The sequence below is a fragment of the Bilophila wadsworthia ATCC 49260 genome, assembly GCF_000701705.1.
GTDB classification, from domain to species: Bacteria; Desulfobacterota; Desulfovibrionia; order Desulfovibrionales; family Desulfovibrionaceae; genus Bilophila; species Bilophila wadsworthia.
On the sequence record NZ_JNJP01000091.1, the window covers coordinates 1 to 13,919 of the forward strand.

At 57.7% G+C, this 13,919-nt stretch carries 16 protein-coding genes and 1 tRNA gene; 9 read left to right on the forward strand and 8 right to left on the reverse strand.

From position 1 onward, the window contains the following. Positions 1-66 precede the first annotated feature (66 nt). Genes qrcD through qrcA form a run of 4 tightly spaced genes read right to left on the reverse strand, consistent with a single transcriptional unit; the run spans position 67 to position 4,862 of the window. Entirely contained in the window at positions 67-1,323 is a 1,257-nt protein-coding gene (gene qrcD / locus T370_RS0118675; RefSeq protein WP_029436642.1) for a menaquinone reductase integral membrane subunit QrcD, read from the reverse strand. Between the two features lie 4 nt (positions 1,324-1,327). Next, positions 1,328-2,095 (reverse strand): menaquinone reductase iron-sulfur cluster-binding subunit QrcC, encoded by a 768-nt coding sequence (qrcC, locus tag T370_RS0118680; protein WP_005027971.1) that lies wholly within the window; start codon positions 2,093-2,095, stop codon positions 1,328-1,330. A gap of 12 nt (positions 2,096-2,107) precedes the next feature. After that, positions 2,108-4,210: a menaquinone reductase molybdopterin-binding-like subunit QrcB gene (gene qrcB, locus T370_RS0118685; protein ID WP_029436643.1), complete on the reverse strand. Its 2,103-nt coding sequence runs from the start codon at positions 4,208-4,210 to the stop codon at positions 2,108-2,110. 10 nt (positions 4,211-4,220) lie between these two features. After that, entirely contained in the window at positions 4,221-4,862 is a 642-nt protein-coding gene (gene qrcA, locus T370_RS0118690; protein WP_005027967.1) for a menaquinone reductase multiheme cytochrome c subunit QrcA, read from the reverse strand. A gap of 592 nt (positions 4,863-5,454) precedes the next feature. Here qrcA and T370_RS0118695 point away from each other — a divergent pair. Both T370_RS0118695 and T370_RS0118700 read left to right on the forward strand, forming a co-directional pair. After that, a tRNA-Ser gene (locus tag T370_RS0118695) sits at positions 5,455-5,544 on the forward strand. Positions 5,545-5,611: 67 nt separating this feature from the next. After that, positions 5,612-5,863, forward strand: a complete 252-nt coding sequence (locus T370_RS0118700) for a helix-turn-helix domain-containing protein (protein ID WP_248604288.1) — start codon at positions 5,612-5,614, stop codon at positions 5,861-5,863. Positions 5,864-5,944: 81 nt separating this feature from the next. Here the strand turns inward: T370_RS0118700 and T370_RS0118705 are convergent, their stop codons facing one another. After that, on the reverse strand, positions 5,945-6,637 hold the full coding sequence (locus T370_RS0118705; protein WP_051643908.1) for a LexA family transcriptional regulator: 693 nt from the start codon (positions 6,635-6,637) through the stop codon (positions 5,945-5,947). Positions 6,638-6,817: 180 nt separating this feature from the next. Here T370_RS0118705 and T370_RS0118710 point away from each other — a divergent pair, with 180 nt between their 5' ends. From T370_RS0118710 to T370_RS26340, 6 genes are read left to right on the forward strand one after another with little or no spacing between them, the layout of a single operon-like run. Then, on the forward strand, positions 6,818-7,306 hold the full coding sequence (locus tag T370_RS0118710) for a helix-turn-helix transcriptional regulator (protein WP_248604289.1): 489 nt from the start codon (positions 6,818-6,820) through the stop codon (positions 7,304-7,306). 60 nt (positions 7,307-7,366) lie between these two features. Then, on the forward strand, positions 7,367-7,918 hold the full coding sequence (locus tag T370_RS0118715) for a transcriptional regulator (protein ID WP_029436647.1): 552 nt from the start codon (positions 7,367-7,369) through the stop codon (positions 7,916-7,918). Beyond that, positions 7,915-8,166 carry a helix-turn-helix domain-containing protein gene (locus tag T370_RS0118720; protein ID WP_029436648.1) on the forward strand — a complete coding sequence of 84 codons (252 nt, stop codon included), beginning with the start codon at positions 7,915-7,917 and terminating at the stop codon, positions 8,164-8,166. The genes T370_RS0118715 and T370_RS0118720 overlap by 4 nt, the downstream gene beginning before the upstream one ends. Beyond that, positions 8,159-8,422 (forward strand): helix-turn-helix domain-containing protein, encoded by a 264-nt coding sequence (locus T370_RS0118725; protein WP_081847599.1) that lies wholly within the window; start codon positions 8,159-8,161, stop codon positions 8,420-8,422. Before T370_RS0118720 ends, T370_RS0118725 begins: the two co-directional genes overlap by 8 nt. Further along, on the forward strand, positions 8,415-8,699 hold the full coding sequence (locus T370_RS24595; protein ID WP_162177150.1) for a helix-turn-helix domain-containing protein: 285 nt from the start codon (positions 8,415-8,417) through the stop codon (positions 8,697-8,699). Before T370_RS0118725 ends, T370_RS24595 begins: the two co-directional genes overlap by 8 nt. Before the next feature lie 29 nt (positions 8,700-8,728). After that, entirely contained in the window at positions 8,729-8,989 is a 261-nt protein-coding gene (locus T370_RS26340; RefSeq protein ID WP_162177151.1) for a helix-turn-helix domain-containing protein, read from the forward strand. A gap of 107 nt (positions 8,990-9,096) precedes the next feature. Here T370_RS26340 and T370_RS0118730 read toward each other — a convergent pair whose 3' ends face one another. From T370_RS0118730 to T370_RS0118740, 3 genes are all read right to left on the reverse strand, one after another. Next, complete coding sequence (locus tag T370_RS0118730) at positions 9,097-10,077, reverse strand: 5-bromo-4-chloroindolyl phosphate hydrolysis family protein (protein WP_029436650.1); 981 nt, start codon at positions 10,075-10,077, stop codon at positions 9,097-9,099. Between the two features lie 3 nt (positions 10,078-10,080). Beyond that, complete coding sequence (locus tag T370_RS0118735) at positions 10,081-11,229, reverse strand: toxic anion resistance protein (protein WP_029436651.1); 1,149 nt, start codon at positions 11,227-11,229, stop codon at positions 10,081-10,083. Between the two features lie 175 nt (positions 11,230-11,404). Next, the gene (locus T370_RS0118740; RefSeq protein WP_029436652.1) at positions 11,405-12,277 is read right to left on the reverse strand and encodes a methionyl aminopeptidase; all 873 of its coding nucleotides are present in this window, start codon (positions 12,275-12,277) and stop codon (positions 11,405-11,407) included. A 314-nt stretch (positions 12,278-12,591) separates the two neighbouring features. Here T370_RS0118740 and T370_RS0118745 point away from each other — a divergent pair, with 314 nt between their 5' ends. After that, positions 12,592-13,857, forward strand: a complete 1,266-nt coding sequence (locus T370_RS0118745; protein ID WP_029436653.1) for an O-acetylhomoserine aminocarboxypropyltransferase/cysteine synthase family protein — start codon at positions 12,592-12,594, stop codon at positions 13,855-13,857. Positions 13,858-13,919: the final 62 nt, after the last annotated feature.

Below are 13,919 nucleotides of genomic sequence, written 5' to 3' on the forward strand. Positions count from 1 at the left end.
TGGGGTCTGGGGAGGGGAGAGGGAAGCCCTTCTGAAGAAGGGTTCCCTCTCCCCTCCCCAGTTTTGCTACTTGTTCAGCTCACGTTCCTGCGGGAACATGGGAAGATAGCGGTAAGAGATGGCAAGGCAAAGCCACGAGTAGGCGATGACCATGAAGGACGCGCCCCATTCGGCCCAGTTGGGATTGTAGAATTCCCACGTGTCGAAGGGCATGACCGGGATGGCGAGGGCCTGAACGGTCATGACGTAACGGTTGATGGTCACGCCGACGCAGGCGAGGATGCCGCCAAGGTAGAACAGCGCCGGGTTGGAGCGGCACTTCTTCGAGAAGAGGAGGTATGCGGGCAGGACGCCGCAGACTACGAGTTCGGCGAAGAGGAGCCACTTGCCGTAGATCCAGCCGTGGAACATCTGATCGAAGGTCATGCCGGAGCGGGGCAGGATGTCCATGACCCAACCGGCTGTGTCGATCAGCTTGAACACCATGTAGATGGTGAACATCGTCCCGGCGATTTTGCCCATGAGCTGCTTCACGTCCCAGGAGACGAGCTTGCGGCCGGTGAGCTTTTCCATGAACGTGCAGACGAGCACGGTGAACATGGGGCCGGAACCCACGGCGGAGAGGATGTACAGGAAGAACGTCCACGGCCAGATGAAGAACCCGTCACGCAGGATGTAGGGACGGCCGAAGAGCACGCCGTACATGCCGCCGAGGGAGCCTTGGTGGAACGTGGACAGGAAGGCGCCGATGCCCGCGAACAGGGGCATGATCAGGTGGAAGTTGTGGGCGATGGCGTGGGCGAGCTTGTTCTTCGCCAGCTGCCGGTTTTCCAGTGCCAGAGGCACGTACTCGATGATGAGTACGGTGCAGTAGCAGGTGATGCAGAAGATGACTTCGGTCAGCATGGAGTGGACGTTCGGATGCCAGTAGCCGAACCATGCGCGGAGCGGCTGGCCGATATCGAGAACGAGCACCAGCATAGCGCCGGAGTAGCACAGGAAGCCCACCACGACCGTCAGGTTGATGATGTTCTTCAAGGCGTCGATGTTCAGCAGGTAGCGCAGCGCGCCGGTGAAGAACGCGCCCGCGCCGAGGGCGATGACGGCGAGGTCGAAGGTGATCCAGAGGCCGAACCCGAAGTAGTCGTCAAGGCCGGTCTCGCCGAGGCCGTGGGCCAGGACGCGGAAGGCGGCATAAGCGCCCCACAGGCCGACCGCGGCCACGGGAACAAGATGCAGCAGGAATTTCAGCAGCGAACAACGCGGGCACCCTTCAGGGAAGAGGGAGGCGTCGACGGGCTGGTTGTAGTTTTTCACTTCCATTGACCTACCCCTTGGTCTTTTCGTTTTCCAGGTAGTTGTCGCCCTGACGGCGCACCCATTCGCGCTTGCTCAGGTAGTACACCTGCGGGTCGGTCCCCAGGCGCTCCAGAAGGCGGAAGGCGTGGGGGCTTCGGATCAGCTCGTACACCTTGTGTTCGGGATTCTTGGAATCGCCGAAGGAGATCGCGCCGTTGGGGCATACCTCGGTGCAGGAAGTCACATACTCCCCGTCGGCCAGCTCATAGGGGTTGCGTCCCTCGGCGATGGCCTTGTCCTTGGCCTTCATCCAACGGTGATGGCAGAAGGTGCATTTTTCCACCACGCCGCGGGGACGCACGGAAACGTCCGGGGTGAGGGTCTTTTCCATGCCTTCCGGCCAGATCGGATCATACCAGTTGAAATAACGGGCATGGTAAGGGCATGAGGCCATGCAGTACCGGCAGCCGATGCAGCGGGGATAGATCTGGCTGACGATGCCGCCGTCCTCGTTCTTGTCGGTGGCGACGACGGGGCAGACGGACACGCAGGAGGGCTTCCCGCACTGCATACAGGGGCGGGGCAGGTAGGCCGTGTCGTGTTCCGGGAACGGTTTGTGGTTGGAGAGGCGATACACCTTCATCCAGTTGATGGAGCGGACCTTGTTCGTGCCGTCGGGGTTGGGGGCGACATTGTTTTCGGCCTGACAGGCCACCATGCAGGCGCCGCAGCCCGTGCACTTGTCAAGATCGACGACCATCGTCCATTTGATGTCGAATTCTTTCACTTCGGACATGATTACGAATCCTTATGCTTGGGCGACGTTCACGCGGGTATCGTTCCAGACGGAGAGGCCGGAGCCGGGTTCGGAAGAGGGCGTGACGAGGGCCATAACATCCATGCCCTTGCCGTCGTTGAACTCTCCGAAAGCCGTATGCCCGAAGCCCATGGTCAAAGCTACGGTATCGTTGGTCACGCCTTCGAAGACGCGGATCTTCGCCATAACCTTCCCGGCCTTGCTGGTCAGGACGATGCGGTTGCCCTCGTACAGGCCGAGCTTCTTGAGCGTGGCCCCGTTGACGGCGGCGACGAGCATGTTCTTGTCCAGCTCATCGTCAGTGATGAGCTTGGTGTTGAAGGGCGGAATGGCGGTTTCGGGCGTACCGAGGCCAAGCTTGCTCACGAAGGCCACGGCCAGCTCCTTGCCGGAGGAGGCAGCGGCGGCTTCGGCCTTCTCGACGAGAGCGAGGTCGTCGGGACTGAAGCGGTAGGCCAACGTCTTGTTGGGGACCACAATGTCGCTGACGTAGACGTTGCCGTCGCTCAGGGAACCCCAGTCGGCGCCGATGTTGAAGGCTTTGGCCTTGAGCATGGTCACGACGTCGGAAACGCCGAGGTTGATGCCGAGCTTGTAGGCCATGTCGATGACCACGTCGCCGGCGGGGCGGGCCTGATAGAGCGGCTCGGCCACCGGGCGGACCAGCGCGTACACGAACTTGCCGTAGCTGAAGGGCTCGGCCACGTCGTCGTAGCGTTCGAGGCCGAGGGCGTTGGGCAGCACGAGAGCGCAGCGGCGGGCGGTTTCGTCGAAGAAGCAGGTGAAGGCCACCGAGAAGTCGCTTTTCTTGAAGACGGCTTCAATGTCCTTGCCGGGCAGGGCATAGACGGGGTTGGCCTCGTAGACCATGAGCACGCCCACTTCGGGCATGTTCCCCTGCGCCATGTCGGCGGCGTAGCGGACGAGATCGCCCTGCATGAGCACATCGTAGGACGCCGCGCCGTTGACCGCCGGGGGGGCCAGCGGGATCATGCGCATCCCGCCTTCCTTATTCACGCGGTCGAGGAGCATGTTGATCGCCATGCCGATGCGGACAGGGCCGGTGCCGCCGCCCTGATCCATGTCGGAACCGACGACCACGAGAGGCTTCTTGGCCTTTTTGAGCCCGTCGACGACGGCGGTGAAACGTTCGGGCATGAGGCCCGTGATTTCGCAGACTTTTTCCGGGGTCCACTTGGCGACCAGCGCCGCGAAGTCATCCAGCCCTCCGGCGGGGGCGGCCACGCCGTCCTTGATGAGCTGGCGGGCGACGCCGAGGAGCAGGAACAGCTCCGTGCCGGGCTTGATGGGCAGCCAGAGATCGGCGCCCGCGGCCGTGTTGTTCTGCACGGGCCCGGCATAGGCCAGACGCATGGCGGGTTCGGCGCCCGCGGGACGGGCCTGTCCCCACGCGTGGCGGTTGACGACCACCGAGCCCCACGTTTCCAGCACGTTCGCGCCGACGGCGAACACGTAGTCGCTGTTGGGGATGTCGAAGCCGACGCGCCCACGTCCGCCCATGAGCTTCCACGCCTGCGCGGTGGCCTGTGCGTCACTGGGCATGGCAAAGAAGCGGCCCGAACCGGTCTGGGCGGCGAAGCCCGCGAGCAGTTCATTCATGGTGCCGTTTTCGTCGCCGGAAATGCAGACCACGCTGTCGTGCTCGGTCTGTTTCTTGGCTGCGGCGAGTTTTTCGAGCAGCAGCTTTTCAGCCTCTTCCCAGGTGATTTCCCTGTAGCCGCCGTCCGAGTTGCGGAGCAGGGGCCGTTTGAGGCGGGCCGGGCTGTAGCGCATCTGGACTTCGGTGACGGCCAGCGCGGAGACGCCGCCGCCAAGCGGGCTCTCGGGATCGCTGAGGACGCGCACGGGACGTCCGCCCACGAGACGGATTTTGGTGGCTCCGGCGGCGGGACAGAGCTTGCTGACCGTGCGGACATAGGTGTTTTCGTGATTGCCGTATTGCAGGGAAGGGATCCACGGCCAGTTTTGCGACCAGATGGAGATGTCGTCCAAACCCTTCCAGACCACAGGAGTCGCCAGCGTACCCACGGCGGCCCCGCCGATGAATTTCAGAAAGCCTCGTCTGTCAAGCATTGGCGTCTCCTTACTTGTGGCAGACAAAGCATGCGTTGCTGGCATTGGTGCTGCCAAGGTGATTGGGATTGGCATGACATGCTTCGCACTGCCACATCTTCATGGTGTTCTGGCTGTAGCCGGAGATCCTGTTCTCGCGGAACACGGGCGGCTTTTTGCTGGAAGCCATGTCGAGATGGCACGTGGAGCAAAGCTCCCGCTCGGAGAACTCATGACAGTTGTTACAGGTTGCCAGCGAGTGCACGGCATGGCTGAAGAACACGTTGTCAGGCTGCTTCTGGTAGACTTTCCAGTCCACTTCCTTGCCCTTCTTGACGTATTCGTTGAAGAAGACCCGTTCGGCCTCGCTTTTGCCGAGCATCTGCGAATGGCAGACAGCACAGTCCTTTGTAGAGGGCAGGGCGTCGAACGTCCCGTCCGCACGGAGATGGTGACAGACCGAGCAGTCCAGAGAAGCATCCTTGAGATGCGTCTCATGGCTGAACTGCACGGGTTGATCCTGTCTGCTGAACAAAAGTTCCGGGAAAATCCACCAGCCAAACACGAGCGCAACGACAAGACCGACGATGAACGGTGCGGGACCGAATTCAAGTCGTTTTGCCAGACTGCGGGCCTTCTCGTGGGAAGGCGCGTTGTTCTGCCTATCCTCCATACCCTTCGCCTCTTGAAATGGTTGTGTTGCTGAAAACCATTCGCCTCTTGGCCGCGACACGTCATGAGACAGGAAAACCGTCCTTGGCGCCTCTTCCCACAGGGGAACGGACGCGCTTTTTCACCGTCATCATGGTGTAGGCGACCGGGCAAACACGTGTCAAGACGCAAGGCATGGCAAGCGCTTGGCAACATGTGGCCCCGGTCGGCCGCCGCCGGCCGAACATGCCGTCCTGACAAAAAACGTCCGATCAAAAAAGCATGTGGTTCCTGAAAAGCGTTCTTGCGGAACGCATTCCTTTTTCAGGAGATTCTGGGTGGGTCCGAAATGTGCTTTTTTTCTCGAAGTATGCGAATTCTGTCAAAATCGTCATACCGTACAATATATCACCCGTGTTGGAAAGGCTAAAAAAATGTAAAAAAACGGTATGAGATTTTTATGAAATCGAAAGCTTCCACGGGAACAGCAAGGGAAGGAAGGGAAAAACAAGGCGGTTCGGCGGCGGGGAGGCGCCTCTGTTTCCACTTGACCCACGGGCCGCTCCGCTTTATGACGTTCAGTACTTGTCGTTCGCTTGACGAGCGGCATGAGCGGAAGGGTGGCAGAGCGGCTTAATGCGGCGGTCTTGAAAACCGTTGACGTCGTGAGGCGTCCGGGGGTTCAAATCCCTCCCCTTCCGCCAAAACTCTTTCCATATTTTTCAAAGTAGTCCATAACAGCTTGAAATAAAGCGGTTATGGATTTTTTTATTGCCAAGAGCACTCGAAAAACACGGCAAGCCGCTCGCGCAGGGGGATACAGGGATGGTGAAAAGCAATCTTGCCAAACTGATGAAAGAGAAAAAACTGACGTATCGGCGTCTTGCGGAGCTTTCCGGCGTCGCGGGAGAGACGATAAACAGGGCTCGGGGAACCTTGATTTATGAATGCAAACTGTCCACGCTTGACGCATTGGCTAAGGTCTTGGATGTCAACATCAAGGACTTGTTTGATGAGGACTAGGTGTCAGACGCAGTATATAGAGGCTGCACGTATCCTGTCCCTATGCTTTTCGGATAAGCCCTGACTTCAGCAATTCCCCGCCTAGACTTTCTGCATGACCCACGCCAGCCGTCCAAGAATCCGGCCCGTCAGGTCTTCCTGAATCCGAATTTCCGGGTAAGCGGGGTTTTCCGCCCGCAGCACAAAGCATTTTTCCTTCCGATCCCAAGCCAGCCTTCTCAAGATGATCCCTTCATAGGGAAGCAGTACCGCAAACAGTTCTCCGCTTGCGGGATGGCTTGCGGCTGTGTCGATGCCGACATAAGCGCCGCAGCGCGCTGTGGGGGCGGCTGATTCGTTGTCCATTTCCAGAACGATGATCCCTTCTCGGGCGTATGGCTTGGGGAGGGCGATCTTTCCTATCGGTTGAAGTGCCGCCGCTGGTGAGGCGGTTTTCGTGCTGTCGCCGCACATGGCGTACACCGGGGCAAGCGCCGATTGCGCCAGAGGCGATCCCAACAAGCCGGGATCTATGGGCGGCCCGTCCCCGTCGCTGGGGACGTATCCGGCCTCTGTGCGCAGGTATACCGGGCCGTTGCCTTTCTTGAGCCAATCGGGATTCACTCCCAGTTTTTCAAACAATTTCAGGTACCAGTCCGCCGGGATGGATTGCCGTCTCTTGGCTTCGGCTACGCTGGATTGGCTGACTTCAAGTAACTTGGCTAGTTCGGTCTGTGTCTGGGTGCGCGACACGGTTTTAATCCGAGCCATCGTCTCTTCATAAAGAAGATTCAACTTGCTCTCTCCGTTGATAAAAAGAGTTTAAATAAATCATCCTTAGTTCAGAAAATATAATGTTGTTGGGTTAATTCAAAGCGTGGTTTAGACCGTCTAGCCTGATTCGATATTTTCTGGCAATTATTTTTAATGAGTAAAAAAGCGTATATTTTTAGTCAGTTATTTCGAGATGTTCGGATGAACAGTGGACTTTCACAGTGGATTGTCTCTGTTAAAGCCGGAACTCATCTGAGCAATGTCAACCAAATTGAAGCAGGCCATCAAGAGCCACGCGTCCATGTGGCGGTACGGCTTGTTGCCGCATGTGATGTAGATTTAAACTCTTTTTTTTCGAAATTAACTGAAGAAATGAAGCTGTGCACATCTTCTGAGCGAATAGCCCCGTACCTTTTCGAATCTCTAAAGGAGGACATGTTTTCCCGCACTCCCGAACCTCATGAGGTTTCCGGTTATGGGGAGTTGCTGCGGTACTGTCGATTACAGAGAGGAGTGTCTCAAAAGCGCATAGCAAAGAATATCCATTATGATTTAAGAAGCCTGCAACGTGTTGAGAAGGGAGAACAAGAGCCTCTGGTAACGACTGCGGTGAAATTGGTTGCTGCGATCGATGTACCGCCGGGACAGTTTTTTGAGCAGTTATGGTTTTTTTTGCCTCAAATTGGGTGAATACCAAGTATGATTTTAGCCATCTGGTATGATTTAAAATTTTGAGGCATCTGCTATGGCATGACTAAGAAAGTATGCATATTCGGTAGCCTTTTTCAGGAGGCTCGTTCTCAAACCGCTCTTTCGCAGTGGGAGATTTCCGTCAGAGCAGGGACACATCTCAGTAATGTGAATCAAGTAGAAGCGGGAAATCAAGAGCCTAACGTTATTCTTGCCGTAAAAATGCTTCTTGCCGTAAATGCCGACATACAAAGCTTCTTTATGGAGCTAGCCTCTCTTTTATCTCATTGTATCGATGTATCAAAAATTCCATCGCTATCCCAAAAAGAATTTCAGGAGCAGTTGAATTCCGTTCTGACACCACTCGAAGAAGCGGAAATTTTTGGAATGCTCCTTTCGCAATGTAGATCTGTTACAAAACTTTCCCAAAATTATATTTCTTCCATAGCAAAGTATGATCATAGAAGTCTCCAGAAGGTGGAAAAAGGAACGCAATTGCCTGGTATTATCAACGCTGTAAAGTTGGTTATGGCTACAGGTGTTGATGCTGGAGTCTTTTTTGATATTTTTAGTGAGAAGCTGGAGACAATAAAAGTAAAAAAAAGAATATGAGAGCAGGAACTGTAAAGCAATGTCTGTTCGGATCTGCACTTGTCAATATCCGGGAGTCTCTCCAGATATCGCAATACCAGCTTGCCAAAAGAACAGGTATCGCTGAGGAATACCTGAATAAGCTTGAAAACTCCAAGCGAGAGCCCAAAGCCCGGATGATCATTCGTCTTGGACGGGGGCTTGGCGTTTCTCCCGGTGACTTGCTGAACGAAATGGATCGGCTGATGCGCTTGGAAGAAGATGAGTAAGAAATCTTCTCCATGCCCGTTTGGAAAAATTCTCGTAACCGCCCGTGAAGAGCGTGGTATCACGCAATACCGGCTTGCACGGCTGGCAGGGCGTTCCATTCAGCAGATCAGCCAAATTGAACGCGGTGAAAGGGAACCCCAACTTTCAGCGCTGATTTTGCTCGCCCACGCGCTGGGCATGGAGCCGGGAACTTTGGTGAATGAGGCGGCAAAAGCCATGAGTGCCCAACAAGAGCCGATGGTGCCTGTTGAGTGAGAAAACTGAAAGAACGCCATGCCCTTTTGGAGAAGTTGTTCTTGCTGCCCGGATAGAGCAAGGTGTTTCACGCTATCGTTTGGCAAAATTGATCGGGCGCACCCCACAGCAGTTGGCCAAGCTGGAAAAAGGTGAAAACGAGCCTGTACTTTCCACAATTGTGGTGATCGCCCATGCTCTTGAGATAGAGCCTTGTATATTATTCCGTAAAACAGTTGAGCTGATGCCCTCCATCCCCGTGATAGAAGAGCCTGAGGGGGGTAGGGAGCAGCCTTGACTGAATAGCTTTGGAAAATCGACAGCATAGTGAAAAAAGTTCCCTACCTCAAAGCCGCTCTTGGTGAGCAACTGAAGAAAGCCCGGAAATCCATTCTCAAGCTTTCTCAAGAGCAAGTAGCCATAGCTCTTGGGACAGAGCGATCCTACGTATCTCGCATGGAGAGGGGCATCATTCTTCCCTCAATAAACGTGCTCATTTTGTTGGGTGAAATGTATGGGGTTCCCGCCTCCACACTTTTGTTGCGGACAGAACAAGCCTTATCAAATCATGTCTCCCCGCAGGAGTGAGAGCCTTTTCCGTGGCGCCGTTCCGTGCAAAATAAAGCGGGCCGATGAATATTCTCATCGGCCCGCTTCGTTTTGTTCCGTTTGCAGCGGATATTCCGGTTAGTCTTCTAGTTGCCGTCCATTTTGAGCAGCGTGTCGAGCGTCTTGAGGTCGGCGGAGAAATCGGTGACGTCGTTTTGCAGGAGCAGGGCGTGCTCCTTGGCAAAGGCGACCTTCAACCGGGCGAGCATGTCGTTGCTCCGGGCAAGGGCGCTGGCGACATCCGGGGATATGTCTTTGTCGTGGGCGAAACGCAGGTGCGTATCCACGATGCCGTGGGTGGCGGCGAGGTAGCGCTTGAGGAAACGCGCGCCGTGATCCACATCTCGCGGATCAGTAGCCATGCAGCCCAGAATGTTGTTGGCGGATTGCATGATGGCGCGCACGGAGGCTTGCGTCTCCGCAGGGAGGCCGGGCAGCTTGCATTCAAGTTCCGCGAGGGAAGTACGGGATGCCTTCATGGACGCCGGTTCATCCGGGGAGGGGGCTGGTTCTGGCTTCGGTTCCGGTTTGGGCTTGGGTGCCAGTTCCGCCGCACGCTTGCGGGCCAAGGCCCAGAGGACGCCCTGTCCCCCGGCGAGGAGGGCGCAAAACAGCATGGCAAGAGGCAGGGAAAGGGTTTGCCTCACTGAGAAGGCCATGATGAGCAACAGAGAAAACGGAACCCATTCCGTGCCCATGCGAAAGGATTTCACCAGAAGGCGCTGTACCCATGACTGCAAGCCTCCCCAGAACAGCGCATACGGGAACGGCATACCGAAAAGGATCAGCAAGACGGCCAGCCCCGCGCCGGATACGGCGGGGACGATCCACGACGGTTTCCGGGATGCGCCGCGCGCGACGATGCAGATAAGGCCAAGGTAGACGCCAAGGGCGGCCTCGCCCGGATGTATTTGCGGAACATGGGTAGACAGAATCGCCCCAATGATGAACGCGCTGATATGAAAGAGGATACGCTTGAAGAACCGACGTATCGCATCCCAAAACGAACCCTTCGGTTCCTCGGCGTTCGGTCCGACCACCATATGTTCCTTTTCGCCTTCGTGCATGGATTACACCCTGGAGCCGATGCCGCCCTGTCCGGGGGCGCTCTGCCGCGTTTCCGTTCCGGATGCGGCGGCGATTTCTTCCCGGCTTTTGCGTGCGGCCAACGAGGTAAGCCTGTCCTTGAGTTCCGTTTCCATGACGGCCAGCTCTTTTTCAGCCGCCGCCCGCCGTTCCCGGCCTTCCTGCGCGATACGCAGGGTTTCCTCTATGGTGCCGATGAGCTTTTCGTGCACCTCGCGCAACGTTTCAATATCCACCACGGAACGCTCCACCTCGCGGGCCGTATCGACGGCGGCCTGTTCGAGCAGTTCCGCGTTGCTGCGCAACATGTCGTTGGTCGTGTCGGAGACGGTCTTCTGAAGCGCCGCCGCGTTCTTCTGACCGTGCAGGGAAAGGGCGAGGACCATCTGGCTTTTCCAGATGGGGATGGTGGCGAGTATGCTGGTCTGGATTTTTTCCGCCAGCGTCCTGTTGTTGCTCTGGATGATGCGTATCTGCGGCGCGGTCTGCACCGTGATGGTCCGCGAAAGCTGCAAATCGTGCAACCGCCGCTCGAAACGGTTGATCTGCTCCGAAAGGTCGCGGACTTGCTGCGCCTCCATGAGATCGCCGGACGCATCCGCCTGCGCCTTGAGGCGCGGCAGTTCCACAGTACGCGCCTCTTCCAATTTGCGCTTGCCCGCTTCAATGTACGCCGTCAATTCCGCGTGGAACCGCGCATTGTGCTCATAGAGCATCTCAAGCGTCTCGATGTCGCGGAGCAGGCCGATCATGGCCTCGTCCAGCTTGTCGACGATGATTTCGATCTGTTCCGAAAGGGTGTTGAACTTCGCCACCGTGCGCTTGGCGGAAGAGAACAGCGAGCCCACAAGCGGCAGCGACTGGAGGAACCCCGGCGAGCCCATGACTTCCGAGACGTTCACATCCTTCACTTTGAGCATAAGGTTGGTGAGCGATTCGCCGAGTTCCCCGGAATCCTTGGCCTGCACGCGGGAAAGGAGATCGTCCGCGAACCGGGAGATGCCCTGCATGGCCTCCGTCCCATACGTGACGGTCAGGGAGGGATCGGCGAGGTTTATCGAATCGGCGATGGATGCGATGCGTTGCTCCTCAGCCGTCGGGGGGACAACAATCGTGGTGGCAGATGTTTCCATAACAGGCTCTCTTTCATAAGACAGTATGCCTCTCAGTATCAGAGCGGCAGTGGTACGGCAAGGACTCCCTGTCCTTCTCAATGAAAGGCGGGGGCCTGCCGGTATCGGATACGGTGCAAGAGATGCTGGGGACGGCCGCCTTCGCCCGGATCGGGACGGCGGCCTCCATGAAAGTTCAGTACGCCAGCACTTCGTGCCCGTCTTCCGTGACCAGCACCATGATTTCCCACTGCGCGGAGGGCGCGCCGTCCGCCGTGCGGATCGTCCAGCCGTTCGCCTTGTCCAGGACAATGGCATCCTTGCCCATGTTGATCATCGGCTCGATGGTAAAGATCATGCCCGGAACCAGCAGCATGTCCGTGCCGCGCTTGGTGACGTAGCTGACGAAGGGCTCCTCATGGAACCGGATGCCCACGCCGTGCCCGCCCACTTCGCGGACCACGCTGTAGCCGTGCTTTTTCGCGTTGTCGTGCACGGCCTGCCCCATGTCGCCGAGGAAGCCCCACGGCTTCACTTCCTGCAATCCCAGCTCCACGCATTCGCGGGCCACGTCCACGAGCCGGCGCTTTTCCTTGCTGACCGTGCCGATGCAGAACATCCGCGAGGAGTCGGAAAAGTAGCTGTTGTAGATGGTCGAAACGTCCACATTGACGATGTCGCCGTCCTTGAGGGCCACATCGTCGGCGGGGATGCCGTGGCAGACTTCCTCATTGATGGAGGTGCAGGTGCTTTTGGGGAACCCGCGGTAGCCGAGCGGGGCGGGGACGCCGCCAAGCTCCTTGGTCTTTTCAAAAACCAGCCTGTCGATTTCGGCGGTGGTCATGCCCGCCTTGATGTGCGCCGCCACATGGTCAAGCACGGCGATGTTGATCTTGCCGCTTTCGCGGATGCCCACGACTTGTTCGGGCGTTTTGAGGATGCTTCTGGGCGGGACAAGGTGCCCCTGATGGGCGTATTCGGTGATCCGGGCGTCGTATGGCGTGCGTGCGGCCTTGCGTTTGCGGCTTCCGCACCAGCTTGGCGTCTTGCGGTTTCGTTTCTGATCCACGTCTTTCTCCGATCTCTTTGGGCTGTGCGGGGAAGGGGGGCGCAACAGGAGGAAATCCCGCACAAAAAGCGAGTAGAGCATACTCCGCCCGGCCCGCATTGTCGAATCCGGGCGGAAGAGGCGGTTTTTAAATTGACATATCAAGGTATAGTGATATAGCCTCCACTTCACGCGGCAACACGCTTCATTTACGGCCCCTTGGCGGAGATGCCCCGCCGTCCGGAAAGGACGGATGCCCACGGGAAACGCCGCCGGGAATGCGAAGCGCCCCCGTCCGCAGGTTGCGGAGGGAAACATCTTGAACGGAGAGAACAATGGAAATCGAAACGCAATGCCTGTATGCCGGGTATTCCCCGAAAAACGGCGAGCCGCAGACCTTGCCCATCTGTCAGAGCACGACGTTCAAATACGAGTCCACCGAGCAGGTCAGCAAGCTGTTCGACCTTGAGGAAGCCGGGTTCTTCTATACCCGTCTCGGCAATCCCACCGTGGACGCCGTCGAGCAGAAGATCGCCATGCTGGAAGGCGGGGTAGGGGCGTTGTGCACCGCTTCCGGGCAGGCCGCGACCACGTTTTCCATCCTGACCCTTGCCGCCGCCGGGGATCATATCGTCAGTTCCTCCGCCATCTACGGCGGCTCGCTGAACCTGTTCGCCGTGACGCTCAAGAGGCTTGGCATTGAAGTGACTTTCGTGTCGCCGGAAGCCTCCGAAGACGAGATTCAGGCCGCGTTCCGCCCCAACACCAAGGCGCTGTTCGGCGAGACCATCGCCAACCCGAGCATTGAAGTGCTGGATATCGAAAAGTTCGCCCGCATCGCCCATAGGAACGGCGTGCCGCTGATCGTGGACAACACGTTCGCCACGCCGGTTCTGTGCCGCCCCATTGAATTTGGGGCGGACATCGTGGTGCATTCGACCACCAAATACATGGACGGGCACGCCCTGCAAATGGGCGGGGTGATTGTGGACGGCGGCACCTTCGACTGGACGAACGGCAAGTTCCCGGAATTCACCGAGCCCGACGACTCCTATCACGGGACCATCTATACGCAGGCATTCGGCAAGGCTGCCTATATTGTCAAGGCGCGTACGCAGATGATGCGGGATATGGGTGCCTGTCAGACGCCGTTCGGGGCCTTTCTGATCAATCAGGGCCTTGAAACCCTGCCCCTGCGCATTGAGCGCCATAGCCAGAATGCCGATGCCGTCGCCCACTGGCTCGAGAAGCACGACAAGATCGAGTCCGTAAGCTACCCCACGCTGGAGGGTAACCCTTACAAGGAGCGGGCCGCCAAATACCTGCCCAACGGGTGCAGCGGCGTGATTTCCTTCTCGCTCAAGGGCGGGCGCGAAGCCGGGGCCCGGTTCATCGACAGCCTCAAGATGGCCTCCCTGCTCGTGCATGTGGCGGACATCCGTACCTGCGTGCTGCATCCCGCCAGCTCCACGCACCGCCAGCTCACCGACGAGCAGCTTGTCAGCGCCGGGATCACCCCCGGCATGGTGCGGCTCTCCGTCGGCATCGAGAATATCAAGGACATCCTCGCCGATCTGGAACAGGCTTTGGCGAAGGCGTAAGTTGACTTGGGGAGGGGGAAGGGCCCCTTTTGGAAAAGGGGCCCTTCCCCCTCCCCAAACCC